A 24715-nucleotide genomic window follows, 5' to 3' on the forward strand; every position below is an offset into this window, starting at 1 on the left:
TCATCCTTCCGCTTTTAACTCAAGAATGAGGTCACGCAGCTCGGCAGCCCGTTCGAAGTTGAGGGCCTTCGCTGCTTCCTTCATTTCTTTTTCCATATTTAAAATCACTTGTTCGCGATCTTTCTTCGTCAATTTCTTCAGGCCTTCTGCCGGGCTGTAGTCTTCCTGCTCCTCGGCAGCAATCGTCGCCCGGATCACATCGCGGATACTCTTCTGGATCGTTTGCGGCGTGATGCCATGCTTTTCGTTATATTCTTCCTGGATCTCACGGCGGCGCTTCGTCTCGCTGATCGCCTTTACCATCGAATCCGTCATCCTGTCGGCATACATGATGACATGGCCATTCGAATTCCTCGCCGCACGTCCGATTGTCTGGATGAGCGATCTTTCCGAACGCAGGAAGCCTTCCTTATCCGCATCGAGAATGGTGACAAGGGATACTTCCGGAATATCCAAACCTTCCCTCAACAGGTTGATCCCGATGAGGACATCGTATTTTCCAAGCCGCAGCTCGCGGATGATTTCAATCCGCTCGAGTGTCTTAACCTCTGAGTGCAGGTATTGAACCTTGATACCGATTTCCTTCAGGTAATCGGTCAGATCCTCGGACATCTTTTTCGTCAAAGTCGTCACGAGTACGCGCTCGTTTCGCTTCGTCCGCTCCTGGATTTCGCCGATCAGGTCATCGATTTGGCCTTCGATCGGCCTTACATCGATTGTCGGGTCAAGCAATCCTGTCGGGCGGATGATCTGCTGGACCATTTCCGGGGTATGCTCCAGCTCGTACGGACCTGGAGTCGCCGATACGAACACGGCCTGCTTGACGTGTTTCTCGAATTCAGCAAATGTCAGCGGCCTGTTGTCCATCGCGGACGGCAGGCGGAAACCATGATCTACCAGCACCTGTTTACGTGCCTGGTCACCATTAAACATTCCCCGTATTTGCGGCAATGTAACATGCGACTCATCGACCACAATCAAGAAGTCTTCCGGGAAGTAATCAAGCAAAGTATATGGAGTTGCACCAGCCGGCCTTAATGTCAAATGGCGGGAATAGTTTTCGATGCCAGAACAAAAGCCCATTTCACGCATCATCTCAAGGTCATATCTTGTCCGCTGCTCAAGCCTTTGGGCTTCAAGCAGTTTTTCCTCGGCACGAAGCACTTCCAGGCGCTCTTCCAGTTCTTTTTCAATGTTCTCGATGGCAATTTTCATTTTCTCTTCGCGGGTAACGAAGTGGGACGCCGGGAAAATCGCAACATGATCACGTTCGCCGATAATCTCGCCAGTCAGCGCATCGACCTCGCGAATCCGGTCGATCTCGTCGCCAAAAAACTCAATCCTCATGCAGTGTTCATCACGGGATGCTGGGAAAATCTCGACAACATCGCCGCGGACACGGAACGTCCCGCGCTTGAAGTCAATGTCATTCCGTTCATACTGGACATCGACGAGCTTGTGGAGCAGCTTGTTCCGTTCAATTTCCATACCTGTCCGGAGTGACACAACCATGTCACGGTATTCATCCGGATTACCGAGACCGTATATGCAAGAAACACTGGCAATGATGATGACATCTTTGCGCTCAAATAATGAAGATGTAGCGGAGTGACGCAGCTTGTCAATCTCATCATTGATGCTCGCGTCCTTCTCAATGAATGTGTCCGTCTGCGGCACATACGCCTCTGGCTGATAATAATCATAGTAACTGACGAAGTACTCTACCGCGTTGTTCGGGAAAAATTCCTTAAACTCGCTGTAGAGCTGCCCGGCCAATGTCTTGTTATGGGCAATGACAAGCGTCGGCTTGTTCACTTCCTTGATCACATTGGAAATCGTGAACGTCTTCCCTGTTCCTGTCGCTCCAAGGAGTGTCTGATGCTTCTTGTTATCGCGGATTCCCTGCACAAGCTCTTTGATAGCCGCAGGCTGGTCTCCCTGCGGAGAATACTTCGAGACTAATTCAAATTGGTCCTTCACAGAAAAGCCTCCTGTAATTTAAAATTTCATCTATATACGCCTTACATAGTTGTCAAAAAGTCATATCCTCATTCTACCACAAAGAAGGTAAAACAAACCAACAAAAAGCGAACAGACATTCGAATTCATATTTTAGTTTTCGAGGTGGATGCAGTATTTAGTCGAAAGCTTGTTAATCAAACGTTTGATTGAACCTTGGTTCAAGCTGCTATAAAAAGAAAAACCCGCCGAACAAAGTTCGACAGGCTTACTTGAAGTTTTATGATTGCTTCTTGTTGCGCTTCATCATCCGGTTCGCAAAATAGAAACCGACAGTTAATGAAAAAGCATCGACGACAATCAGCAAGAAAGAATCTGTGTACCCTTTATAAACAGAAGCCGCAATCAACGCGACCGTCAACACGAGCGCAAGGATGTGGTTATAGGCTACCCTGGTGAAAAACACGACCATGAAACCAGGCAGGAACAGTGCGGACAAGTATTTCAGCACCAATTGATTAAACACCTCATTCAGAGAAAATAACGAAAATTTTAAATAACCTATTAAAAATATAACTTTTTTGTTCATTGGATACAAGAATCTTCCTAACATTGATTGAAGCTCTAGTATATTTCCCAGGGGTTTCCTTTTCGCTATTAAATGAAAAAGCATGCGCATGCATGCTCAATGGATTTATGGATTCACTTCGCTTAAAACCTTGGTGGCCCAGTCACTTGCTTCGCCATAGAGCCTGAATAGTTCCTCCTTTGGTATTTTAGTAGGATTGAACGTCAACTCTAAGTCTTCGTGAAAGGAGTGTTCGATGTCTTTTAAAAATTGAAGCATAGCGTATTCATCGTTTTTTTCACCCGATAAGGCGGCCTTCATTTCATTGCTTAACGGCAGGTCTTCAAGGAGCTCCTCCATTGGATGATGCAGTAAGGAATCCATCAAGGAAAACATTCCGAGCAAGAAGTATTTTGACGCCAACACTTCCCTGCCTACCTTCCTGCCAATTAATTCTCCCAGTTTCCCACGCTTAAGAGACAACTCAATGATTTCCCGTTCCTTGGAACCACCCGATCCTTTGTCGGCTCCCCTGATTGCCAGCACGTAAATCCATTTTTTGATTTCATTAAGGCCCAATAGAATGATGGCTTGCTTTATCGAGGAAACTTCATTTCTTGGCCTGAAAACCGGGTTATTGATTAGTCTCAGCAGTTTATAGGAGAGTGAAATATCCTTCTCGATAACATCCTTTATTTTTTCAATATCAGGATCCGGACTTTCGATCTCTTTTAAAATCTGAAAATACGAATGATAGTATGATGGGATATCATAGCTGTTCAGGATGACAGGTTTACTGAAGTAAAAACCCTGGAAATAGACAAAGCCATCCTCTTTTGCCTCTAGGTATTCTTCAATCTTTTCAACTTTTTCAGCAAGGAACTTGATGTTCCTGCCTTTTATAAAACGAATCATTTCCTGCCTGTCAGTTCGGTTCGTCGCTCGGAAATCGATCTTGATAATATCAATATAATCCAGGATCTGAATCGTCAATTCGTTCCATTGCGAAACGAAAAAGTCATCGAGCGCAATTGTATAACCATGCGCCTTCAACTCTTTACAGATCCCCAAAATGTCTTCATTCAGTTCTACTGTCTCGAGAATCTCCACAACGATGGATAATGGATTGAAATAAGACGGAACACCCAGTTTTAATAGTTTTTCAGTAAAATTAATAAAACAAGGCCTGCCATTTGATAATTCCTTGATTCCAATATTCAAGAAACTATTCACGATTACATCCGTAGTGGCCTGATCCCCATCTGTGTGCTGATAATTATTGACTGAGCTGTTTCTATATAATAATTCATAGGCAACAGTCTCTTCATTTATATCAAATATAGGCTGCCTGGCAACATAGATATCCATATACAATCCTCCCGGGGACTTAAAACGACAAACAGTTCTATTGTAGGAAAAATATACTATTATTTTACAAGTATTACAAGAGGAAGAAGGTGATTACCAAAAATTCCAGGCAAATGGACTCTATGTCCGGTCCCAAAAAAGAACAGGCTAGTTTTAGCCTGTTCTCATTCTACCTTATTTCAAAAATGCGTTATAGTAGCGTGTCATGGCAACGGCAAAGTCGCCGCGTGTATTTTTCACAGATGGGTTGAAGCTTGCTGTTACCTTTGGTTTTAAATCATAGGGCCCCTGTGTCACAGCGAATTTCGCATTGAGGATATTCAGGTCGAGAGCCACCTGGACATAGCCTTTCAGGTGTTCAGGCACTTCTGCGGCATCTGAAATCGCGATTCTTTCAGAGTTATATAGTACTGTCAGATTTCCGCTGAACTCTTCCGCCTCTTTTTGCAAACCTAATGCCTGAACCAGTGAGTATGCTAATTCTGCACGAGTCACAGCATCCTTTGGAGCGAACTTGCCGTTTGCTCTCGGCAAGATAACCCCTTTCTGGACATGCTGCTGATCGCGGAATGAAGCTCCTTTTGCTGTTGCTGCCTCAACGAATGGAAGGTCTGTGCTTGATACATCAGTGAAGCTCGGCGCCGCTGGCAATGATTGCTTGATTTCAGCACCCATCACCAGGTATTTTGCCAGCTCTGCTCTTGTTAAAAGCGCATCCGGTTTGAATGCTCCATTCGAGAAGCCATCGAATAATCGTTCACTCACACCCATTTTAATGGCATTTGCTGCTGGATGGCCAGCAATATCGTTCAGTCCTGAAAACCCGCTGACCTTCGTGAACGCCATTTCGCCTTTTACTGTTTCGGGTAAAGCAAGGCCAAGTGGATTGGCATCTGCGCCGCGAAGTCCGCGGATTTCAGCCTTCCATGCACCGGGTGCCGGCGAAGTCACCGATACGGTGCGGTCATAGTAGAGCGGGAACAGCAGGCTGACGCCCGAGCTGTATTCTGTGCCATCCGGTGCGATCAGCACAAGGTTGATTGGATTGCCTGTTTGTTCCATTAGACCCGCTCCATCAACTTTTGCTACAAGGCTGGACAGCCCTTCTTCGACTGTGAATGCGTACTGATTATCAGAAATTAATGTCAACGGGTTATAATCAACCGAGAATTCCTTGCGTTCTGTGGAGGATTTAACATTGCTGTTAAATGTCTGAGTTGAGTTCAGTGTTGCGCCATATGTTGTATCATTGAATGCCTGATCAATTGCAGCATAGGCATTCACATAGCCTGCGCCAACTTCCCAGGTTTCATAGCCTGGCATATTCGTAGCTGTCTGTTCAAGAATCGACTTGACTTCAGCCGGTGACAGCAGCGGGTTCGCCTCAAGCATCAGCGCCACGATTCCCGCCACATGAGGTGTCGCCATCGATGTACCGCTCATTGTTGTGTAATAAGGAAGGTACGCCGGTTCAATTGTTTGGGCATCCTGGTCGATTGCAAGTGTCGAAACCGGTGCGATGACTCGCGTTGATACGATATCCACTCCTGGAGCCGTGACGGTCGGCTCATCCTTCCAGCTCCATTCCTTACCATCCATTGTAAAAGTACCGCCGACACCTTTTGTTCCTCTTGAAGAGAAATCGGCTAACTTACCATCCTTGACTCCCGCAGCGACTGAAATGACCCACGGAGCCTTTGCATATGGGTTGTGCGTGTTCTCTCCTGGTCCTTCATTCCCTGCTGCAAAAAGAACCGTGATACCGCGGTCGTGCGCTTTTTTGCTGGCAATGTTAATTGGGTCATTCGGGTCAAAGTCTCCTGATGAACCCCAGGAATTTGTGATGACTCGGATATTGTATTGAGACTGATGTGTAATCGCGTAGTCGAATCCTCCGATGCCATCAAGGACGAATAATGCTGCTCCAGACCCGTAACCAATCAAATCCGCACCAGGTGCAGCGCCTTCATACTTGCCGCCGGACATCGCACCGGTTCCGCCGACCGTGCCGGCAACATGTGTACCGTGACCGGAATTTGTATCAGTATTCGGAACGTTTTCCAGGTAAGAGACTGGCAGCAATCCTGGTGCCAGTGCATTCAGGTTGGTGGAACCCATGACATTCTGGACAAGGTTTTTCCCAAATTCGTGGTCCTTATGGGTTCCGTCAACACCGCTGTCGTTCACGACGACTCCGATTCCTTTTCCTGAAACAGGCAGGCCGCCGTTTGCCTTGCGGAAGCTGTCATCTGTCCTCGCTTTATCGACGCCTGTGATTGCGGTGGCATCCGCGTTGAAGTAACTAAGCTTTCTGTTCATGTAGATCGACTGAACTTCCGGATTTGCCGCAAGCTTTTCAATTTGCGCTTTTGTCGCGATGACTCCGGCAATCGGCAGGGATTTCATACTGATTCCCGTTTCGATCCCGAGCGTTTTTAACAATGATAATTGTGAGCTTGTTGGAGCGCTGTCTCCTTTAAAAGTAACAATGACTTCCAGTGAACTTGCAGTGTCAAGCGCCTTGCTGACAAGCGGATCGACAACAGCCAGGCTGCTCGCCTTCCCCTGTGGTGCAGCAAATACCGGAAAAATGAGCAACATGGCAAACAGCAAATACATAAAACGTTTCATCTAATTCTCCTCTCATCCAATAGAAAATTTTGAATATTTCTAACTTGATTATCATGAATTCACCGCTGGAAAACTATTATTCAAAGGTCATAAAATCGAATTCCGAAATATCTATTCTGACATCGTACAAAAGTTATAGATGGAATAGTGCTTTCTAGGAGGAGGTTTTCCAATCGCAGCGGAGTAAAAATCTCCCTTGCTCGAGCAAGGGAGATCAACTCATTATCATTCATTTTTATTAAAAGCTGCATCCACTGCACCATATGCATTCACATAGCCTGCGCCGACTTCCCATGCTTCGTAATCCGGCATGGATGTGGCTGTATTTTCAAGGATCGACTTCACCTCGGAAGGCGACAGCAATGGATTTGCCTCAAGCATTAGCGCAATGATGCCGGCGACATGCGGAGCGGCCATCGATGTTCCGCTCATCGTCGTGTAATAAGGCAGATAGGCGGGATCGATGAATTCAACATCCGCAGTCGCACCAAGCGCTACGAGCGGGCTGATGACCCTGGTTGATACGATGTCGACTCCAGGCGACGTCACGGTCGGCTGATCCACCCAGTTCCAAGTCTGCCCGTCAACTGTTACCGTTCCGCCATGCCCCTCTTCACCGCGGGAAGAGAAATCTGCGAGATTGCCAGACTTATCTCCAGCGGCCACGGTAACGACCCAAGGAGCCTTTTTATAATTACCGGAAATCGTTTTAGCGTCCGGACCTGAGTTCCCTGCGGAGAAGACGGTTACGATTCCGCGGTCATACAGCTTTTTCGTTGCGATATTAATAGGATGATAGGGATCGAAGTCGGTCCCTGCGTCTCCGGTGTCTCCCCATGAATTTGTGATTACGCGGATGTTGTATTCCTGCTGGTGAGTAAGCGCATAATCAAAACCGCCAATTGTATCAAGCATCGCGACTGCCGCTCCTGACCCGTAGCCAATCAGGTTCGCACCAGGTGCAACTCCCTCATATTTGCCTCCTGACATTTCGCCAGTTCCGCCAACAATACCGGCTACATGCGTTCCATGGCCGGAACTTGAATCAGTGTTCGGGACATTTTCAACATAAGAAACAGGCAATAGTGCACTAAGCGCATTCAAATTAGTCGATCCCAACACATTTTGAACGAGATGGCTGCCAAACTCCAGGTCACGATGCGTCCCGTCAACTCCGCTGTCATTGATGACGACGCCAATCCCCTTTCCAGTGACCGGCAAGCCGCCATTCAGCTTTCTCATTGTGTCATCTGTCCGGACCTGGTCCACTCCGGTGATGTCTGTTGCTTCTGCATTTTCGTATTTCAGTTTCTTGTTCAAATAGATGGAAACAACCTGGTCACTCTGGGAAAGCTTATCAATCTGTGATTTTGTCGCGAGAATCCCTGCGATCGGCAGACTGTTCAGTGTCAAACCCTTGGTGATACCAAGCGTCTTCAGAAGATTCACCTGCTCCGGCAGAACCCCCTCTTCACTTTTAAATGTAACAATTGCCTCGACCGGGGTGATGGTCGTCAAAAGCTTTTTCGTCAACTCGGAGTCAACCACCGCGTTGACAGGCTCGACTGCCTTTGTCGACGTCCCGGGAACGAGCGAAGCAAACACCGTCGCGGCCATCAGGATAAAAGATAAAAATGCAGCTTTAAACTTCATTCAATATTTCAGCTCCTTAACATTTTTCTTAATATTCCCACAATATTTACATTGAAACTATTCTGCATTGGAATTAAAAAATAATATCCTCTGTACTAATCTTAGATACTACTAAAGTAGTATCCAGGTATAGCGCTCGCATGAAAAAAGAGCCCTCGTTAAGAGGACTCTTCTCTTCTTATGCTCCGTTCGTTGTCGGCGGGATTGGCACGAGCTGGTGCTGGACAGCGTGGATGACGACCTGGGAGCGGCTTTTGACGTTCAGCTTTTTGAAGATTTTGCTGACATGGATTTTGACAGTTTTGTCGCTGATGAACAGCCGGTCGGCGATTTCTTTGTTGCTGAGCCCTTCAACTAGACAGAGCAGCACTTCCTTTTCACGCTCGGTCAGGGTTGTGTCCTCCTGCTTTGTTTCTTTTTGCTGGTGGAAGGCGAGCAGCTTCCTCGTCATCGACGGATGGATTACCGATTCGCCGCGGGCGACGGTCCGGATGGCCTCGACGACCTGGTCGGAAGGTGCATCCTTCAATAAATAACCGTCCGCCCCCTCGCGAATCGCGGACATAAAGTATTCTTCATGACTGTGCATCGTCAGCACAAGGACTTTGATATGCGGGTATTTCTTTTTCAAAATGCCTGTGACTTCAACGCCATTTCTCATCGGCATGTTGATATCCATCAAGATCATATCCGGATTGCATTTTTCCACCTGCAAAAGGGCATCGTCGCCAGTAACAGCTTCGCCGACGACTTCGATATCTTCTTCAACCGATAGGATATTGCGGAGTCCGTCGCGGAGCACGGCATGGTCATCCACTAGCATGAGCCTGATCATTCGTATTTTCCCCCTCGATTCCCATTCTGGGAACGGTGATGCTGACTTCCGTTCCCGAGCCTTCCTTGCTGTCTATCTGCAGGGAAGCGTTGATTTTTTCAGCGGCATCGTTCATTTGCAGGATACCGAAATGCGGCTGGTTCCTCGCCTTCAGCATCGCCTGGAACAGCGAGAATCCTTTTCCTTCATCCTTGACTTTTAAAAGGATATGTTCCGTTTGATAGCTTAAAAGAACCTCTACCTTAAGTGCCTGCGAATGCTTGATGGCATTGTGGAGGCTTTCCTGGAAAGTGTCGAACAGAACTTTTTCGACCATCGGGCTAAGCTCCTGCTCCTGCCCTCTGATTTCGAATTCGATATCCTGCCGGTATTCCTTCTGGACAGCTTCGATTTTTCGTAAAATCGCTTCTGCCAGCGTAGCTTTTTGAGTTGGGTATGGGCGCAGCGCGTAAATTGATTCACGTACCTCCTTCAGGCTTTCCCTAAGGCCGCTGACACTTTCGTCCATAAGCTTCCTTGTTTCCTCGGGATTTTTAGTGAATTTCTTTCCTGCCGTTTCCAGCTTCATGACTGCACCGGCAAGTGTCTGTGCCACACCGTCATGGATATCGCGGGCAATCCGATTCCGTTCCTCTAGGACAATCACCTTTTCTTTTTCGGTAAAAAGCATCCGCGTCTTGATGATGACGGCAAGCTGGTTGGCAAGCGTCGCAATGGATTGGACATCGTGGTCCTCGAAGCTTTTCGTCCGGCTTCGGGCGACAATGAACATTCCAATGGTCTCGTTTTCGATGACAAGCGGCGAGTAGACGAACGCCTTCACGTCTTCTTCAAAGCAGGCAGCTGCCACACCGCCATCTTTTTTTCGGTCATTATAGACCACGGGTCTGCGCATTCCATCGAATTCAGCAAACGCCCCTGATGTCAGCTCGCATTTCGATCGCGCCCTGCCATCTTTGAAGCTAAGCTCCCAATCGCCATCCTTTTTGATCCATAGTAAACTGGCCTCTGCGCCAATCAATTCATTGAAGCTTCCTCTTAAAGCTGAAAGCCAGTCTTGCGAAGGAAGCATTTGGTTCAACTGTGAAGTGATAGAAAAAAGCAGCTTCAAACGATTTTTCTCTCTTTTCAGCCTGGCAATCGTCGCGCTTAACAGCGAGATTCCGACAAGCGGCGAGAAAAAGAAGAAATATGCAAAGACATCGATTTCACCGCGATTTTGACTGCCGACGACATACAGGGTGATTCCGTAAATCAAGGAAATACCCGCACTATTCAGTTCCGTGAAACTCTTTTGCTTCCACATTTTAAAAGAATAATGCTGCGGCCTGATAAAAAGAACAAGATCGACAATCACGTTGTTGACCAACACATAGATTGCCAGCAGCATAATATAACCCAGCATTCCTGCGATAATCGGTGTGGGTGCCAGCTGATCCAGCAGCGGTTCCAGCAGCGGCAGCATGGTTGCGGCAGCGTAAAAACTGAGCACCAGCTGGGCAGGATTGAACAATACTGTTCGGAGCGGCCTTCTATGCATAAGGTTCACAATCAGGACGGCACAGGCATAAGCAAGCGCAGTATACGAAAATCCATACAGCAAAAATAGCACGTAGACAACCGGGAATGTGATCGCCGTATGCCCTCGCCAAACCGGCATCGGATAGTACTCGCTAATTAGCAGGAATAAAAATAAAAGAGCCAAAACAACCGGTTCAGCAGGCGGTTCTAATTTTACAAAGGAAAAAAGGATGAGCACCCAGCCAATCAATGAGACACTGTTCATGAACAGCTTTGCGGACTTTTCCCTTCTTTGAGAAATTCTCTTTTCCAATCAGCCACCTCCCCATAAGTTTAGAATTTTCAGTTAATTAATTTTATACCGCATGCCCTTAAAAGACAAATAAAACCCACTCACTGGCCGAATGGGAGTGCCACTAGCCAATGAATGGGCCAAACTCACGAAGAGTTTTGTTGAAAACTATTATGGCAAAATATTTGCGAGCAGACTATTCATCAAACGGGGTATTTTTATAGTACGAAAGTGTTATAGTGATCTACTCCCCCTACATATCCCTGTTCTTCCTGACCATATCCTTATGCTTGAAAAAGTCGCTCAGCGCCTTATTGATCATTGCCACACTCAGGGCAGTCAATGCGAAAAACAGGATCGGTACATAGACAATCCACTCATATGCAAGCATAAAACGCTTGTTGAGACCAATCAATCCTGACCATTCATGTGTGACCGAGGACGGAGGACCCTCACCCGTGATCGTCCCTCCAAACAGAACTTGCAGGACGCCAAGATGGATGAGGAGCGCCAGTACCTGCAAGAACTGCTGGCCAAACATCAAAATCCATTCTTCGTACAGCTGCGGAAGGACATGCTTGAAGTAAATATGCCGCTTGCTCCCGCCAAGCGTAATCGCCGATTCTATAAATTCTTCCTTCCAGACCCTGCGCTTTTGCTCGATCAGCTGGACGGTCAACGCTGGCAGCGCAATCACGACCAGAATGATAAACTCATAGACCACCCTGACCCATAAAGGATGATGGAAGCCGTGGATTGTATACATGACAACTGTGACCAGCAGGAAGTAGGCAATCAGCGTCTGCGGGAAAAAGGATAATGGTTCCGAGACCGTTTTTACCAGATTGAAGATCCGATCCGGCAACCTGAATAGAAAATAACTCAACAAAATGGATAAGAACATCCTTAAAAAAGCGACAACCAGCACGATGCCAATCGAATACTTTGCCCCTTCAATCACGGTGTGGAGCATATCATAGCCATACATATCCGAGCCAAACAGAAAAACATCAAACGGCGGGTATGGCGGCGCTTTTTCCAGGGTCCCATCTTCATTGTAGATGAACTGAATCTGTCTTATTTTCCCGTCATTCACAACGGTGTTCAAAATGCTCAGGGTCAGCAGGAGCGTCAGAAAAGATACTCCAAATAGGAATTTTTTCGTTTTCAGCAATCTGATCATATCGATACCCTTCTAAAATCTATTAGTCTGTAAATCAGGAAAAAAGGCGTAAAGAACAGGATGCAGCTAAACACAAACAGCTCGACGGAAACATACTTGATATTGAACAGCATCAAACCATTAAGATTAAATATGTATTCGACCATGAACAGCGTCGAGAGCATCATCCAGACAATCGTCTTGAAGTGCCCTTTCAAATCCTGGCTGATATTCCGGACCACGTGGACATTCAGCATGTAAAAATATGACAGCCCTTTCGCTTTCGCTAATAAAATGTATTGTTTATCCAGCTCTTCAAAGATTTTAAGGACGATAATCTGCGTCAAAAAAAAGAAAAGTCGGCAGGCTCAGGCTGATAAGCGGAAGCAGGACAGCCTGATGATCACTTCCGAGCGAGGTCGTCTGGACGAATTTCACACCGTATGTTTTAAAAATCCAAATCACTGTAGCCTGCAAAAGGAACATCCATAACACATCAGGGATGGAACGGATGATTTCTATGAAGCTGAGAATATAGTCTTTTTTCTTTTCAAAAAAGAGCACGATCAAATAGGATAGCAGGAACGCCAGCGCTGTGGCAGCGAACAGAGCCATGCCCAATGTCTTCATCGAATAGAAGAAGCGGCCCAGCACTGCCGGCAGCATCTCGTGCTGGCCATCGTAAGTCAAATTGCTTAATGTGAAAATTTTAACGGCCAGATCGCTAATACTGTTAAAATAGCCCTCCGTGTCAAAGGTCAAATCCCTTAGGAGGACGGGCAGGCTTCCAATGATAATAAACAGAAGCACGCCTGTTATGTACTGCAAAATAAATGCTATGAAACGCATTGCACTGCTTTTCACCATGACGAATCTCCTCAGCTCTACCTTTAGTCCATAAAATTATAGTTGACTTCTCTGTTTATTTCCAGTTTTTTCATGACGGACGCTTAAGTGGTAGAACACAATAATCATCGTCTGAGAAAGGAGGTAGATAGGGAATGACCAGTACATTTTGTACCCTTTATCGAAATGGAACAAGCCAACCTTTAGCCCGATCCATTCCAGCAGCATCGAGAGCCCAGACCATAACAGGATATAGGGAATGATTTTAAGCTTCTTAATGTTCCATTTAACATAAAAGTAGACAAAGAAATATCCATATGGACCATACATCACATAGCTCAGGAAATCGATGAACTGATAGGATGAGTTGTCGTTGACATCATAATAATCCCAGGGCTTAATTGAGAGGGTATGATCATAAAACAAGCCAATGTAGATGCCGAAAATATAATACCCGACACTCTCCAGCTTGCTGAAAATTTTGGGAGCGAACCATATAGCCAGGTTCATGACGATGATGCTGATGATCACGAACCATTCATTTTCATTGAACGCAGAGTCATAAACTTTCATTTTGACGATTCTCCAATGTCTGTATGAATGATACCAGCTTCAAAACACCTACGGACGAGAGCAGGAAGCCGGCATTCAATAAAATCGTATAGAATAAGTTCCACTTAATATAGGTAATGATATGAAATTGCACAGCAAGCTCATGCGTGCCAACCATCACTGCCAGCGAGAGCAGGAAGGTTACTGCTTTATAAAATGGTGAGCTGGCGTGCACATAATAATTCGCAAAAAGCACAGCGACCATCGGAGTCAGAATGTCCCGGCAAAGGATCAAACAAATGAACAGCCAATGATCCTCGGTCATTTTAAAAAAATGCCATTCCAGCGCCAAAAGTGTCACGCATTGGCGGGTAATGATGGCAATCACCATAAAAACCAGCGCGTTCTGCAGGAAATTCAGCGGTTTTTTTACATGATAAGCAAAATGCAGCAGCAATATCGTAATCGTGATATAAATCGAGATAGCCATAAAAACATCCTCAAATAAAATTCAATTCATCATTCCTTACTTTGTCCATCTTCAAGCATCCTAACCATTTGAATTTAAATAAGCATACAGCCGGAACTGTATGCTTGTAGTCAATAATTATTGGCACAGGCGGACATGTTTTCTTTTGCCGTTTGCGGATGGCAGTGAGATTCTGGATCTGGCGCTTTTTCGAGTGCCATCCATTTCCCGCGTTTGAACTGAATAGCCAGCACAATGGCACGGAATGCAATGTCGGCGCCAATCGCGATCCAGACACCCGCAAGGCCCCAGCCTAGCTTGATTCCAAGGAGATAGACTAGCACCGTCCGTACAGCCCACATCCCGAATCCTGTCAGATACATCGGGAACTTGGTGTTGTTCGCACCCTGGAATGCGCCAGTCAGCACCATCAATACGGCTAGGAATGGCTGGAAAACACCTGAAATTTTCAGTGCTGTACCGATATTGTTAATAACCTGTTGATCTTCAGTAAAAAAGCTGCCGGCCCAGTCGCCCAGGAAAAAGAGCAAGGCTCCGAGTACGGTCATTGAGCCAACTGTAAGATATGTCGATAGCCTGGCATAATGCTTTGCCTCATCCAGGTTCCCGGCTCCGATTTGCTGGCCAACAAGGATGGTGGCCGCTGTGGCGAAGCCGTAGCCAATCATGTAAGAAAACACTTCAATGTTGCCGGCAATCTGGTGGGCCGCAAATGCATTGGTTCCGAGGGCTACGACGAAACCAAAATAAACGATTTGCCCCGCGCGCATGACCAGCCTCTCACCCGCGGCAGGAGCTCCGAGGGTTGTCAGCTCCATCAAATGAGTCTTGTCAATGCTCCAGTAATCCTTGCGGAAGGTAAGCGTTTCTGTACGATTCACATAGTAAAATAATGCAATGCTGCCAATCAGGCGGGAGAATACCGTTGCCAATGCGGCTCCGACAATCCCCATTTCAGGGATGAACAAGAACCCGAAGATGAGAACGTAATCCAAAACAGCATTGATGATATTAATGACAATGCTGACCTTCATCGGTGATTTTGTATCGCCCGCCCCCCGCAGGATGGCGCTTAAAACAAACATAAAGCTCATTACAATGGACGGAATTCCGACAATCCTGAAGTATAGGGCTCCTGCTTCGAGGACTTCGGCTTCTATGCCCATAAGCTTCAGCAGCGGCTCTGCAAATATCAACGTTATAATTCCTGTTAAAATACCAAAAACCGCTGCAAGGACGATGGATTGCTGTGAAATATGCCGGGCTTTTTCCGGCAGATTCGCACCAAGGAAGTTCGCAATCCTGACATTGGCCGCTACCCCGATTGCCATGAACAAGGCAAAATAAATAGCAAGGACTGCATTGGTTACCCCTACGGCTGAGACTTCGGCCAGCCCAATTTTAGAAACAAAGTAGGTGTCAACAAAACCGAGGACCGTCTGGAAAAAATTCTCGATAACTGCCGGTATTGCCAGCACAGTAATGATTTTCAGCCGCCCTTTGTTTGTTTGCGGCATGCTGATTTTCCCTTCAATAACTTTATCCTTCAACACATATAACCTCCCTATTTAGAAACTAAAAGAAAGGCACACTACGACAGTGTGCATTTGTTTTTAGCATAGCCTACTCCTGGACCTCTATTACAAAAGGAGCGGTATATAGTTTCCCTTTGTACTTGAATTGTCCCCAGATTTTGTACAACCCTTTGCGTGGGAAACTTGTCATATACTCAACAACGGCAATCCCCCGCCAGCCAACGAACGCGGCTGGAAGGATACGATTTTGGTCGAGCCAGGCGAAAAAGTGAGGGCAATCGCAACCTTCGACCATAAAGGTTTGTTCATGTACCACTGCCATATCCTTGAGCATGAAGATGCAGGGATGATGGGACAGTTCAATGTGGGATAAATGTTGAGCTCCGATTCACATTGATTGAAAATAACCGGAAAAATTCCGCTTAAATTTGAAACGACCCTTGTTTTCTTAAAAATAAGGGTCGTTTTTCCGGTTATTTAATCCAAATCGTTCGATTTTGTTATATTTATATTAGTTAGCCGGAATATCTCCGCTTATTTCAGCTTCATAAGCGTATTTATATACAATAGCCGGAAATTCTCCGCTTAAGAATTCATATACCTACATCAAAATTCAACAATGAATCATAACTGGCTTTTCAAATAAAAAAAGCATGGGCTCAGCTTGCCTATGCTAGTTGTTTTCAGGATAAAAAATCCCCTATTTTAACAGTTCAATTAACTCGGCTTTTCCGAACCGGTTGATGAATTTGTGCATTTGCTCGCGTTTTCTTCCTTGCTCACTATAGATTTCGATTAATCTGTCTACCTTTTGATAAAGTTCATCTGGTGTCAGCTGTTCGAATAACAGGGTCCCAGCTGCAGCGTCCTGGCCCTTTGATTTTCCGCCAGCATACAGGCTGTAGCCGTCTTTCACTTTCATGATGCCGATGTCGTTGATCAGCGGTTCACCGCAGCCAACCGGGCAGCCGGTATAGGCTGGTTTCAGGGTAAAAGGAACAGGTTTGCCAGCAATCCTTTTGTTGAGTTCGATTGCGACCGGCATTCCTTCCTCCTCCGCTCCTTTGCAAAAATTGCAGGTCCGCAGGCTTTTCACGAAGCTTCCGACAGGATAACAGCTGAGTCCAGCCTGTTCAAACTCTGCTATGGCCTCATCTTTCCTGCTTTCCGGAATTTCAATATATAACTGCTGGAACGTAGTCAGCTCCAGTTCCTGATCTTCTTCCATATATTTTGCCAGGACGAGCAGCTGTTTTGAGTTCAGTTTGGAGCCAAATCCAATCCCGCCATTAACAGCAAGTTTCACTAAATTATCCATAGTCGTCATTAACCCGACCTCCCCTATTTATAACCATATCATAAATGGCAAAAATGAAGAATGTGTGCAGATTCTCTCACTTGGCATTGAAAGCATCTTTAGGTAAAATGATATCGAATTTCGTTATTGGATTTCGATATCAATGAAAGAAGGAATTTTTCATGGAGGATAAAGTCCTCAGGAAACTTTTTCTCGGATTCATCCAAATACATATTTTGCATCATGCGAAGGAAGAGCCGATTTTTGGGCTATGGATGCTGGAGGAGCTTAAGGAGCATGGCTACACCATTAGCGCGGGCACCCTATATCCAATCCTCCACAGTATGGAATCGGACGGTCTTCTGTTAAAAGAAGAAAGAAATGTTGAAGGGAAAATCCGGAAATACTACCGGACAACAGATAAAGGCAACAAAGTGCTTGGTGAAGCCCGGAAAAAGGCTTATGAATTGTTCAGGGAAATCAAGGATTGAGAAAGCTTGAAAGCAGTTTGGGTTAGCCGGATTCATGGGAGGGAAGCAGTTTGTTTGAGCTTAAGAATGTACAAGTAGATGGGATCGTTCATATCGATGAGTTGACCATTCCGTCCAATCAATTCACCTGCATCGTCGGACCAAGCGGCAGCGGAAAATCGACGCTCTTGAGATTATTGAACGGTCTATCGAGCCCAGACCATGGAGAAATCCTTTTTAAAAATAAATCCATCAGCACCATGGATCCCCTTCAACTCAGGAGAACCGTTGTCATGGTTTCGCAAGCGCCGGTCATTTTTGATGGAAGCATTGAAGACAACCTGCAGATTGGCCGTTCTTTTTCTGAAAAAGAGCCGGCCAGTGTTAAGAAAATGGAAGAAATGCTACAGTTATTTCTGCTTGATAAAAGATTGGACGAGGAAGCGGAACACCTTTCCGGAGGCGAGAAACAGCGGCTCTCCTGGGCACGGGCAATGCTGCTTGATCCTGAAGTGTTTTTGCTGGACGAGCCGACGTCTGCGCTGGATGAGGATACAGCCCGTACTGTGTTATCAAGATTTTATGAATATGCTAACAGAAATTTTAAAACAGTCATCATGATCACCCATTCGAAAGAACTTGCGGGCCTTGTCGCCGAGAATACAATTGACATGTCGCAATATTCAATCGACAGCGGGGTGAGCTGATGGACGTTGTAATGGATTTATCCTTTCTGCAGCTTGCAGCAGCATATATTTTCATCCTGATTTTGATCGTCATTGTCAGGGTCCGCGGGATTCCGCGAGAGAAAGAAATCCTGCTGGCGACCGTGCGCATGTCCCTCCAGCTAGTCCTGGTCGGGTATCTGCTCGTTTATCTTTTTGATAATCCGAATCCCTTTTATACGTTAGTGATCATTGCCATCATGCAGATTTTTGCGATTTATAATGTCTACAAACGGACGAAGTATCCGCTCGGCGGGGCGATGAAAAAGCATATTGCCTTTGCGATGGCAATCGGCATCCTGACGAGTCTGTTCTTTTTCATTCTCGTTGTCCTGGATGTTACTCCATGGTACGAGCCGCGTTATTTCATCCCGATTGCCGGGATGATCATCGGGAACTCGATGACAGGTGTTTCCCTCGGTGTAAACAACTTGGTATCAGGATTCGAGGCGAACAAAGCACAAATCGAGGGGGCTCTGATGCTTGGGGCAACTCCGAAGCAGGCGGCGAAAAAAGTGGTCAACCAGGCCTTTGACGCCGCAATGCTGCCAACGATTAACTCGATGGTCGGCATGGGGATCATTTTCCTGCCTGGAATGATGACAGGGCAAATCCTCTCCGGAACATCGCCAATCGTCGCGGTAGAATACCAGATCGCGATCATGCTCGGAATCGTCGGCAGCGTGTCACTGTCGGTGATTCTCTATTTGCAGCTGGCCTATAAATCGTTCTTCAATGAACGACTACAATTAGTGATGAAGGAGAAAAAGAAATGACAGAGAAAAAAAGAGTTACCTTCCAGTCGCTGCTGGAAATTCTGATGGTTTCCACCAGGCTCGGCCTGACATCATTCGGCGGGCCTGTCGCCCACCTCGGCTACTTCCATGAAGAGTATGTCCGCCGCAGGAAGTGGTTGGATGAAAAAAGCTATGCTGATCTGGTGGCATTATGCCAGTTCCTTCCCGGTCCCGCAAGCAGCCAGGTTGGTATCGGCGTTGGTTTAATGCGCGGCGGATTGCTCGGTGGATTGTTCGCATTCCTCGGATTCACGCTGCCTTCGGTTTTGGCACTGATTATTTTTGCGATTATTTTACAGGGATTTGATATTGGCGACGCAGGCTGGATTCATGGCTTGAAAATTGTCGCTGTAGCAGTAGTGGCCCACGCGATCCTCGGAATGGCGCAGAAACTGACTCCCGACCTGCCGCGGAAGACGATTGCATTATTTGCGCTCGCTACAACGCTGCTGTGGCAGACCGTGTTCACGCAAATCGGCGTCATTATCGTTGCGGGTATTTTAGGATACGTTTTATTCAAGTCCCATCATGCAGCAGAGGATGACAGGATGACTTTTTCACTATCCAAAAGTGTGGGCTATATCAGCCTTGCTTTGTTTTTCGGCTTGCTGATCCTCCTGCCTATTTTACGAGAGGCGACTTCATTGAATTGGATCGCGATGTTCGACAGCTTTTATCGTTCCGGCTCGCTTGTGTTTGGCGGCGGCCATGTAGTCCTGCCATTGCTTGAACGTGAATTCGTTCCGACTGGCTGGCTGAGCGAGGAAGCCTTCCTTGCTGGTTATGGTGCTGCCCAGGCTGTTCCTGGCCCATTGTTCACATTCGCTGCCTATATCGGGGCGATGATTAACGGCTGGCAGGGCGGCTTGCTTGCGACACCGGCAATCTTTTTGCCGGCATTCCTGCTGATTCTTGGTACTCTTCCATTCTGGGACGCGTTAAGGAGAAACAGCAAAATCAGCCGCGCGCTAATGGGCGTTAATGCAGCCGTTGTCGGAATCCTGATCGCCGCGTTCTACCATCCAATCTGGACGAGTTCAATTCTTGAGCCAAGTGATTTTGTATTCGCGGCCGTGCTGTTCAGCATGTTGGTATATTGGAAGCTTGCACCGTGGATTGTTGTTGTTACCGGAGCGGTTGGCGGATTGGTTTTATCGATGATTTTCTAAAATAAACCGGGCTGATGTCCGGTTTATTGCTATTTAACTAAGGTTTCATTGATATAGTACTATTATCTCGCTTCTTTTTTTCGGTAAAGTTGGTTTTTTTTGCGTAAATCAGATTTTATCGACCACATTTTTGAATATATCGGCGGATTTTCGAACATATCGACCACTTTTTCGAATATATCGGCGGATTTTTAATTATATCGACCACATTTCCGAATATATCGACCAAGTGAATCAAACACACATGCATAGAGTAAAAAAGAACCTTGACAATGGTCAAGGTTCTTCTACTTATTCAAATGTCCCTTTCACAATTGGAAGCTTATTCTCTACCATGACCTTCCCCATCGCAATGACAGTGTCAATCTCAAGACTGTCATCAAGCAGGACTAAATCTGCATCCCGTCCAGCTTCAATCCTGCCTTTTTGCGATAGTTTCAGGACTGCCGCCGGGTTTGCGGTAATGACACGGATGGCAGCTTCGAGCGGGATGCCCTCACATAAAACAGCATCCTTGACCGCTTCGTATAAAGAGGAAACCTGCCCGATCTGCAAACCCATCAATTCACCATTTTCATCAAATTCAGGCAGGCTCGCCTGTCCGTCAGAGGTGAAGGTGATTTGTCCGATCTCAACTCCGGCTTCAAGCATGCGTTTCAGCGCAACACTGCACTTAACTTCGCCCTCCTCCAAAAACTTCGGAATCGAACTTGTTGTAAAATCAACCCAGCCGCCTTTCTTCGCATACTCAATGCCTGCTTCGAACAGATGCGGATTCCGGTTAATATGGGTCGGATAAAACTGCCTGATTGGGATATCGGTATGCTCGACTACTTCCTCGATCAGCTTCAAATGGTCAAAGCTGTCACCGACATGGACATTGACGATGCCGCTCTTGCCAGAAAGCATTCCGCCAATGCGCGCTGCCGAAGCGATTTTTGCCAGTTCTTCAGTAGTCGGCTGCGAGGAGCGATGGTCGGCAATCGCGATCTCCCCGGCCCCGATGATTTTATCGATTAAAATGATATCGTCCTCGATTTTTCCGGTCAGCGTTTTGACTGGGACCTGATAGGAACCTGTCTGGACATAGGTAGTAATCCCTTCTTCCTCAAGCGCGCGGGCCTTGGCAATCAGGTCTGGCATCGTCCGGGTCGTCCCGTCGGTGCCGAGCACACCGACTAGCGTCGTGATGCCAGCGGTCGTTGCCTGTGTCAGCTGGATCTCCGGCGTTCTCGTGCGGAATCCGCCCTCACCGCCCCCGCCAATCAGGTGGACATGGGCATCGATGAATCCCGGAACGATCTTCTTACCTGTCGCATCAATAACCTTCACGTATTTTTCAGCAAGCTCGATTTCCTCCTCTATAAACCCGATTTTCCGATCGACTATCAGTAAATCCTTCTTACCAAGATAATCCGGGGCAAAAACCTCTCCATTTTTTATCAGCGTGAGCATTTGAATTCCTCCATTTTTCGCACAATGTATCCTTATTATAAATTAAAAAGACAGAATCTCTTGACACTTTTTTATTATCATACTATAATTTCAAAAAACATTTTAATAAGTTGAAGCGTTGAAGAGAGTCTATTAAGCCGGTCTCCCTGTTAATAGAGAATCAGTGGTTGGTGGAAACTGATACAAAGGCCTGGTGAATTTCGTTCTTGGAGCTTTTCCTTTTTTTAAAAAAAAGGAACGGTTGTGGCCGTTATCCAGTAACTTGAGCGGGAAGCAGCATGCTTCCAAATAGGGTGGTACCGCGTGTTCAGCCACGTCCCTATCCAGATTGATGGATGGAGGCGTGGCTTTTTATTTTGCCGTGACATCAATCCCCCGCTGAAATAGAGAGAAAAAGGGAGAAATCAACATGGAGAAAGAACAATGGTCATCGAAAATCGGGTTCGTCCTGGCCGCTGCCGGTTCGGCAATTGGCATCGGAGCGATCTGGAAGCTGCCATATGTAACGGGAGTGAGCGGCGGCGGGGCATTTTTCCTGATGTTTATTCTATTTTCGTTATTCATCGGACTGCCCTTATTGCTGGCGGAGTTTGTCATCGGCCGCAGTACCGGCAAGGAAGCGATCCGTGCCTACTTGGAAATCGCGCCGAAAAGCAAATGGTATTTGATTGGGATACTTGGAGTCGTCACCAGCTTTGTGCTGCTTAGCTTCTACAGTGTGGTCGGCGGCTGGATCAGCCTTTATTTTGTAAAAGGGCTGGCTGGCGGAGTGATCAAAGAAGGAGCCGATTATGGCGAGCTGTTCGGACAGACGATCAGCAGTCCCAGGAGTGTGCTCGCAGCCCAGGCTGCCTTCTTATTGATTACGATTATGGTCGTGGCCAAAGGAGTGCAATCCGGGATTGAAAAAGCGAGCAAAATCCTGATGCCAGCTTTGTTCCTGCTTTTCATCATTCTGATCATCCGTTCACTGACGCTTGATAACGCGCTTGCTGGCGTGAAGTTTTTCCTCGCTCCTGATTTTTCAAGTATCACTTCGGAAAGCATCCTGTTCGCGATGGGGCAATCGTTTTTCTCCCTGAGTGTCGGCGTATCGGTAATGGTAACCTACAGCTCATACCTGCCGAAAAAAGGCAGCATCGTCCAGCCTGCCCTATCGGTTGTCGGGATGAATCTTTTTATCGCACTGCTTGCCGGGCTGGCGATCTTCCCTGCGGTTTTCTCGCTCGGATTTGAACCGGCAGAAGGACCTGGGCTGTTATTCGTCGTCCTGCCAGCTGTCTTTGAAAAAATGGTTTTCGGGGAACTGTTCCTGCTGCTGTTCTTGGCATTGTTCCTGTTTGCGACACTGACCTCCGCTTTCTCGATGCTTGAGATTGTCGTTGCCACCCTTGCAAAAGGCAATCAGAAAAAGCGGGCAAAATTCTCATGGATTGCCGGCGGATTGATTTTCCTGCTTGGGATCCCTTCTGCCCTTTCATTCGGAACGATGGCAGAAGCGGCGATATTCGGGAAGAACATCTTCGACACAGCCGATTTCCTTGTAAGCAACATTTTGATGCCGCTTGGAGTACTGCTGATTTCGATATTTGTCCCACTTAAAATCAAAAAGGAAGTACTGCGACAGGAGCTGCTGCAGCAATCAAAGGCCGGGAGCTGGCTCTTCACTCTCTGGTACAATGTGATGAGGTTTGTCGTGCCTCTAGTTATTATCATCGTGTTCCTTGATTCACTAGGAGTTTTATAATTGGAAGCTGACAATACGTCAGCTTCTTTTTTTCATACAATCACAGAAACTATCATCAGTATAATTTTTCCCTTTAATGCAAAACCTTTTGTGTAGGTGATTGCATCGGAGGGATTTTGATGTTCTTTAAGAAAAAGAAAGCAGAAGCCGACAACAGCAGCAAGAATCAAAAAAACCTCGACGAAAAGGAATTAATCCCTGTAGATAAGGCCGAATTTATTCAAAAAATCAAGGAATGCCTTCATGATAGTGCGGATTTAAATATTAAGGAACTCCAAAATGGCTTTACACTGATTTTCTTGGACACATTGACGGATAAGAAGATGCTGAATGGAGACGTTCTCGCTCGTCTTGAAGATGCGCAAGCTTCCCCAAACGAGGCGCTTAAGCATATTACAGTATCCAGTACTTCCAAACATAAATATGTCGAAGATGTGGTTGATTCGATTTTACATGGAGCAGTGGTGGTCCATTCGCAAGGCCACCCTGTCATCATCAGCGCATTGGTTGGTACCCAGGAAAACCGGTCCTTGACCCGGCCGGAAAATGAATCACAGGTTTTGGGGCCTCAAATCGCCTTTAACGAGAGTCTTGCAACCAATATATCTCTTATCCGCCGATTTCTTACAAATCCAAATTTATGCAATGAGAGCTTTTCTTTAGGAAAACAAACGAATTCAGCGATTTCGCTTCTCTATTTAAAGGGAATTGCGGACGATGATATGATCGATCGGATGCGTGAGCGGATCAAATCAATCGACATTGACGGGATCCTTGACAGCTCAATTCTGGTACAGCTGATTGAAGACAATTCATTTGCCATTTTTCCGCAGCTGCTGCTGACAGAAAGACCGGATCGTGCCTGCGCCTGGCTCTTGAATGGAAAAATGGTGGTCCTTGTTGATGGCAGTGTGCAGGTTATCGGTGCACCGCAAACATTCATCGAGTTTTTCCAGAGTATGGAAGATGAAAGTGTTAGATGGCAAATCGCGACATTTCTCAGAGTCTTAAGGGTGTTCTCCATGGTTGTTTCGATTTTTTTCACGGCAATCTATGTGGCAGCTCTGACATTCCATTATGAAATTATCCCGCAAACCCTGCTGATCCCGCTTGGTGAGTCGAGGTCACGTGTACCCTTCCCGCCCATAATCGAGGCATTATTGCTGGAAACGATGATTGAACTCTTGCGGGAAGCCGGAGCCCGGCTGCCAACAAAAGTCGGCCAGACGATGGGTATCGTTGGCGGTATCGTCGTCGGGACTGCTGCCGTAGAAGCTGGATTCACAAGCAACATCCTGATCATCATCATCGCCGTTAGTGCACTCGCTTCGTTTACAACGCCAAACTATATGATGGGCAATGTTATTAGAGTCTTGCGTTTCCCATTAATCATACTTGCAGGATTCTGGGGATTTTACGGATTGATGGTTGGCTTTTGCTTCCTGCTGATCCATCTGCTCCGCCTATCCAGTCTGGGAACACCGTTTTTGGCGCCTTTTTATCCGCCGAGAATTGAAGATTGGCGAGACAGCATCATACGCCTGCCTATCGGATGGACAAACAACAGACCGTTGCAGACTAGGCCAATGGACAGATTGAAGTATCAGAAACGAAAAACCAAATAATAAGTTGTGGTGTTATAA

General features: G+C 46.5%; 21 protein-coding genes, 1 pseudogene and 1 other annotated feature. Of the genes and pseudogenes, 7 read left to right on the forward strand and 15 right to left on the reverse strand.

Features of this window, described 5'->3' with window-relative positions:
- From uvrB to FOF60_RS21480, 13 genes are all read right to left on the reverse strand, one after another.
- Positions 1–1980, reverse strand: coding sequence for an excinuclease ABC subunit UvrB (gene uvrB, locus FOF60_RS21420; RefSeq protein WP_192470024.1), 1980 nt, complete (start codon positions 1978–1980; stop codon positions 1–3).
- Positions 1981–2239: 259 nt separating this feature from the next.
- Complete coding sequence (locus FOF60_RS21425; RefSeq protein WP_192470023.1) at positions 2240–2473, reverse strand: CsbA family protein; 234 nt, start codon at positions 2471–2473, stop codon at positions 2240–2242.
- 180 nt (positions 2474–2653) lie between these two features.
- Complete coding sequence (locus tag FOF60_RS21430; protein WP_192470022.1) at positions 2654–3895, reverse strand: EAL and HDOD domain-containing protein; 1242 nt, start codon at positions 3893–3895, stop codon at positions 2654–2656.
- Positions 3896–4069: 174 nt separating this feature from the next.
- Positions 4070–6526 carry a S8 family serine peptidase gene (locus FOF60_RS21435; protein WP_192470021.1) on the reverse strand — a complete coding sequence of 819 codons (2457 nt, stop codon included), beginning with the start codon at positions 6524–6526 and terminating at the stop codon, positions 4070–4072.
- Positions 6527–6751: 225 nt separating this feature from the next.
- Positions 6752–8179 carry a S8 family serine peptidase gene (locus tag FOF60_RS21440; RefSeq protein WP_192470020.1) on the reverse strand — a complete coding sequence of 476 codons (1428 nt, stop codon included), beginning with the start codon at positions 8177–8179 and terminating at the stop codon, positions 6752–6754.
- A 178-nt stretch (positions 8180–8357) separates the two neighbouring features.
- Positions 8358–9014 carry a response regulator gene (locus tag FOF60_RS21445; protein ID WP_192470019.1) on the reverse strand — a complete coding sequence of 219 codons (657 nt, stop codon included), beginning with the start codon at positions 9012–9014 and terminating at the stop codon, positions 8358–8360.
- Positions 8989–10848 carry a GAF domain-containing sensor histidine kinase gene (locus FOF60_RS21450; RefSeq protein ID WP_192470018.1) on the reverse strand — a complete coding sequence of 620 codons (1860 nt, stop codon included), beginning with the start codon at positions 10846–10848 and terminating at the stop codon, positions 8989–8991. Before FOF60_RS21450 ends, FOF60_RS21445 begins: the two co-directional genes overlap by 26 nt.
- Positions 10849–11080: 232 nt before the next feature.
- A complete protein-coding gene (locus tag FOF60_RS21455; protein WP_192470017.1) occupies positions 11081–12010 on the reverse strand; it encodes a peptide ABC transporter permease in 930 nt (309 codons plus the stop codon).
- Entirely contained in the window at positions 12007–12336 is a 330-nt protein-coding gene (locus tag FOF60_RS21460; RefSeq protein ID WP_264647606.1) for a hypothetical protein, read from the reverse strand. Before FOF60_RS21460 ends, FOF60_RS21455 begins: the two co-directional genes overlap by 4 nt.
- Positions 12314–12856, reverse strand: a complete 543-nt coding sequence (locus FOF60_RS21465; protein ID WP_264647607.1) for a hypothetical protein — start codon at positions 12854–12856, stop codon at positions 12314–12316. Before FOF60_RS21465 ends, FOF60_RS21460 begins: the two co-directional genes overlap by 23 nt.
- A gap of 36 nt (positions 12857–12892) precedes the next feature.
- Positions 12893–13408: a hypothetical protein gene (locus FOF60_RS21470; protein WP_192470015.1), complete on the reverse strand. Its 516-nt coding sequence runs from the start codon at positions 13406–13408 to the stop codon at positions 12893–12895.
- The gene (locus FOF60_RS21475; protein ID WP_192470014.1) at positions 13395–13877 is read right to left on the reverse strand and encodes a hypothetical protein; all 483 of its coding nucleotides are present in this window, start codon (positions 13875–13877) and stop codon (positions 13395–13397) included. Before FOF60_RS21475 ends, FOF60_RS21470 begins: the two co-directional genes overlap by 14 nt.
- Positions 13878–13987: 110 nt before the next feature.
- A complete protein-coding gene (locus tag FOF60_RS21480) occupies positions 13988–15394 on the reverse strand; it encodes an MATE family efflux transporter (RefSeq protein WP_413632908.1) in 1407 nt (468 codons plus the stop codon).
- A gap of 217 nt (positions 15395–15611) precedes the next feature.
- On the opposite strand from FOF60_RS21480, the pseudogene FOF60_RS21485 reads away from it, so the two are divergent.
- A pseudogene (locus tag FOF60_RS21485) lies at positions 15612–15785 on the forward strand (multicopper oxidase domain-containing protein); the annotation flags it as partial.
- A 327-nt stretch (positions 15786–16112) separates the two neighbouring features.
- Here FOF60_RS21485 and FOF60_RS21490 read toward each other — a convergent pair.
- Positions 16113–16739, reverse strand: a complete 627-nt coding sequence (locus FOF60_RS21490; protein ID WP_192470012.1) for an NAD(P)/FAD-dependent oxidoreductase — start codon at positions 16737–16739, stop codon at positions 16113–16115.
- 152 nt (positions 16740–16891) lie between these two features.
- On the opposite strand from FOF60_RS21490, the gene FOF60_RS21495 reads away from it, so the two are divergent.
- Genes FOF60_RS21495 through chrA form a run of 4 tightly spaced genes read left to right on the forward strand, consistent with a single transcriptional unit; the run spans position 16892 to position 19870 of the window.
- Positions 16892–17200, forward strand: a complete 309-nt coding sequence (locus FOF60_RS21495) for a PadR family transcriptional regulator (RefSeq protein WP_192470011.1) — start codon at positions 16892–16894, stop codon at positions 17198–17200.
- A gap of 50 nt (positions 17201–17250) precedes the next feature.
- Positions 17251–17886 (forward strand): ABC transporter ATP-binding protein, encoded by a 636-nt coding sequence (locus FOF60_RS21500; RefSeq protein ID WP_192470010.1) that lies wholly within the window; start codon positions 17251–17253, stop codon positions 17884–17886.
- Positions 17886–18680 carry an ABC transporter permease gene (locus FOF60_RS21505; RefSeq protein WP_192470009.1) on the forward strand — a complete coding sequence of 265 codons (795 nt, stop codon included), beginning with the start codon at positions 17886–17888 and terminating at the stop codon, positions 18678–18680. Before FOF60_RS21500 ends, FOF60_RS21505 begins: the two co-directional genes overlap by 1 nt.
- Positions 18677–19870: a chromate efflux transporter gene (gene chrA / locus FOF60_RS21510; protein ID WP_192470008.1), complete on the forward strand. Its 1194-nt coding sequence runs from the start codon at positions 18677–18679 to the stop codon at positions 19868–19870. Before FOF60_RS21505 ends, chrA begins: the two co-directional genes overlap by 4 nt.
- Before the next feature lie 291 nt (positions 19871–20161).
- Here the strand turns inward: chrA and iadA are convergent, their stop codons facing one another.
- Positions 20162–21325 (reverse strand): beta-aspartyl-peptidase, encoded by a 1164-nt coding sequence (gene iadA, locus FOF60_RS21515; RefSeq protein ID WP_192470007.1) that lies wholly within the window; start codon positions 21323–21325, stop codon positions 20162–20164.
- Between the two features lie 109 nt (positions 21326–21434).
- Positions 21435–21649 (forward strand) — a binding site (T-box leader).
- Positions 21650–21734: 85 nt separating this feature from the next.
- Between iadA and FOF60_RS21520 the strand changes: the two genes are divergently transcribed.
- Together FOF60_RS21520 and FOF60_RS21525 are read left to right on the forward strand one after the other, a co-directional pair.
- Positions 21735–23072: a sodium-dependent transporter gene (locus tag FOF60_RS21520; protein WP_192470006.1), complete on the forward strand. Its 1338-nt coding sequence runs from the start codon at positions 21735–21737 to the stop codon at positions 23070–23072.
- A 119-nt stretch (positions 23073–23191) separates the two neighbouring features.
- Positions 23192–24697 carry a spore germination protein gene (locus FOF60_RS21525; RefSeq protein ID WP_192470005.1) on the forward strand — a complete coding sequence of 502 codons (1506 nt, stop codon included), beginning with the start codon at positions 23192–23194 and terminating at the stop codon, positions 24695–24697.
- Positions 24698–24715: the final 18 nt, after the last annotated feature.

Origin of the sequence: Mesobacillus jeotgali, from assembly GCF_014856545.2 — a bacterium.
Lineage (GTDB): Bacteria > Bacillota > Bacilli > Bacillales > Cytobacillaceae > Mesobacillus.

Coding starts and splice junctions, on each gene's coding strand:
- FOF60_RS21430 (WP_192470022.1), bottom strand. CDS start 3,895: ATGGATATCTATGTTGCCAGGCAGCCTATATTTGATATAAATGAAGAG.
- FOF60_RS21435 (WP_192470021.1), bottom strand. CDS start 6,526: ATGAAACGTTTTATGTATTTGCTGTTTGCCATGTTGCTCATTTTTCCG.
- FOF60_RS21440 (WP_192470020.1), bottom strand. CDS start 8,179: ATGAAGTTTAAAGCTGCATTTTTATCTTTTATCCTGATGGCCGCGACG.
- FOF60_RS21445 (WP_192470019.1), bottom strand. CDS start 9,014: ATGATCAGGCTCATGCTAGTGGATGACCATGCCGTGCTCCGCGACGGA.
- FOF60_RS21455 (WP_192470017.1), bottom strand. CDS start 12,010: ATGATCAGATTGCTGAAAACGAAAAAATTCCTATTTGGAGTATCTTTT.
- FOF60_RS21465 (WP_264647607.1), bottom strand. CDS start 12,856: ATGGTGAAAAGCAGTGCAATGCGTTTCATAGCATTTATTTTGCAGTAC.
- FOF60_RS21470 (WP_192470015.1), bottom strand. CDS start 13,408: ATGAAAGTTTATGACTCTGCGTTCAATGAAAATGAATGGTTCGTGATC.
- FOF60_RS21475 (WP_192470014.1), bottom strand. CDS start 13,877: ATGGCTATCTCGATTTATATCACGATTACGATATTGCTGCTGCATTTT.
- FOF60_RS21480 (WP_413632908.1), bottom strand. CDS start 15,394: ATGCCGCAAACAAACAAAGGGCGGCTGAAAATCATTACTGTGCTGGCA.
- FOF60_RS21490 (WP_192470012.1), bottom strand. CDS start 16,739: ATGACGACTATGGATAATTTAGTGAAACTTGCTGTTAATGGCGGGATT.
- FOF60_RS21495 (WP_192470011.1), top strand. CDS start 16,892: ATGGAGGATAAAGTCCTCAGGAAACTTTTTCTCGGATTCATCCAAATA.
- FOF60_RS21505 (WP_192470009.1), top strand. CDS start 17,886: ATGGACGTTGTAATGGATTTATCCTTTCTGCAGCTTGCAGCAGCATAT.
- chrA (WP_192470008.1), top strand. CDS start 18,677: ATGACAGAGAAAAAAAGAGTTACCTTCCAGTCGCTGCTGGAAATTCTG.
- iadA (WP_192470007.1), bottom strand. CDS start 21,325: ATGCTCACGCTGATAAAAAATGGAGAGGTTTTTGCCCCGGATTATCTT.
- FOF60_RS21520 (WP_192470006.1), top strand. CDS start 21,735: ATGGAGAAAGAACAATGGTCATCGAAAATCGGGTTCGTCCTGGCCGCT.
- FOF60_RS21525 (WP_192470005.1), top strand. CDS start 23,192: ATGTTCTTTAAGAAAAAGAAAGCAGAAGCCGACAACAGCAGCAAGAAT.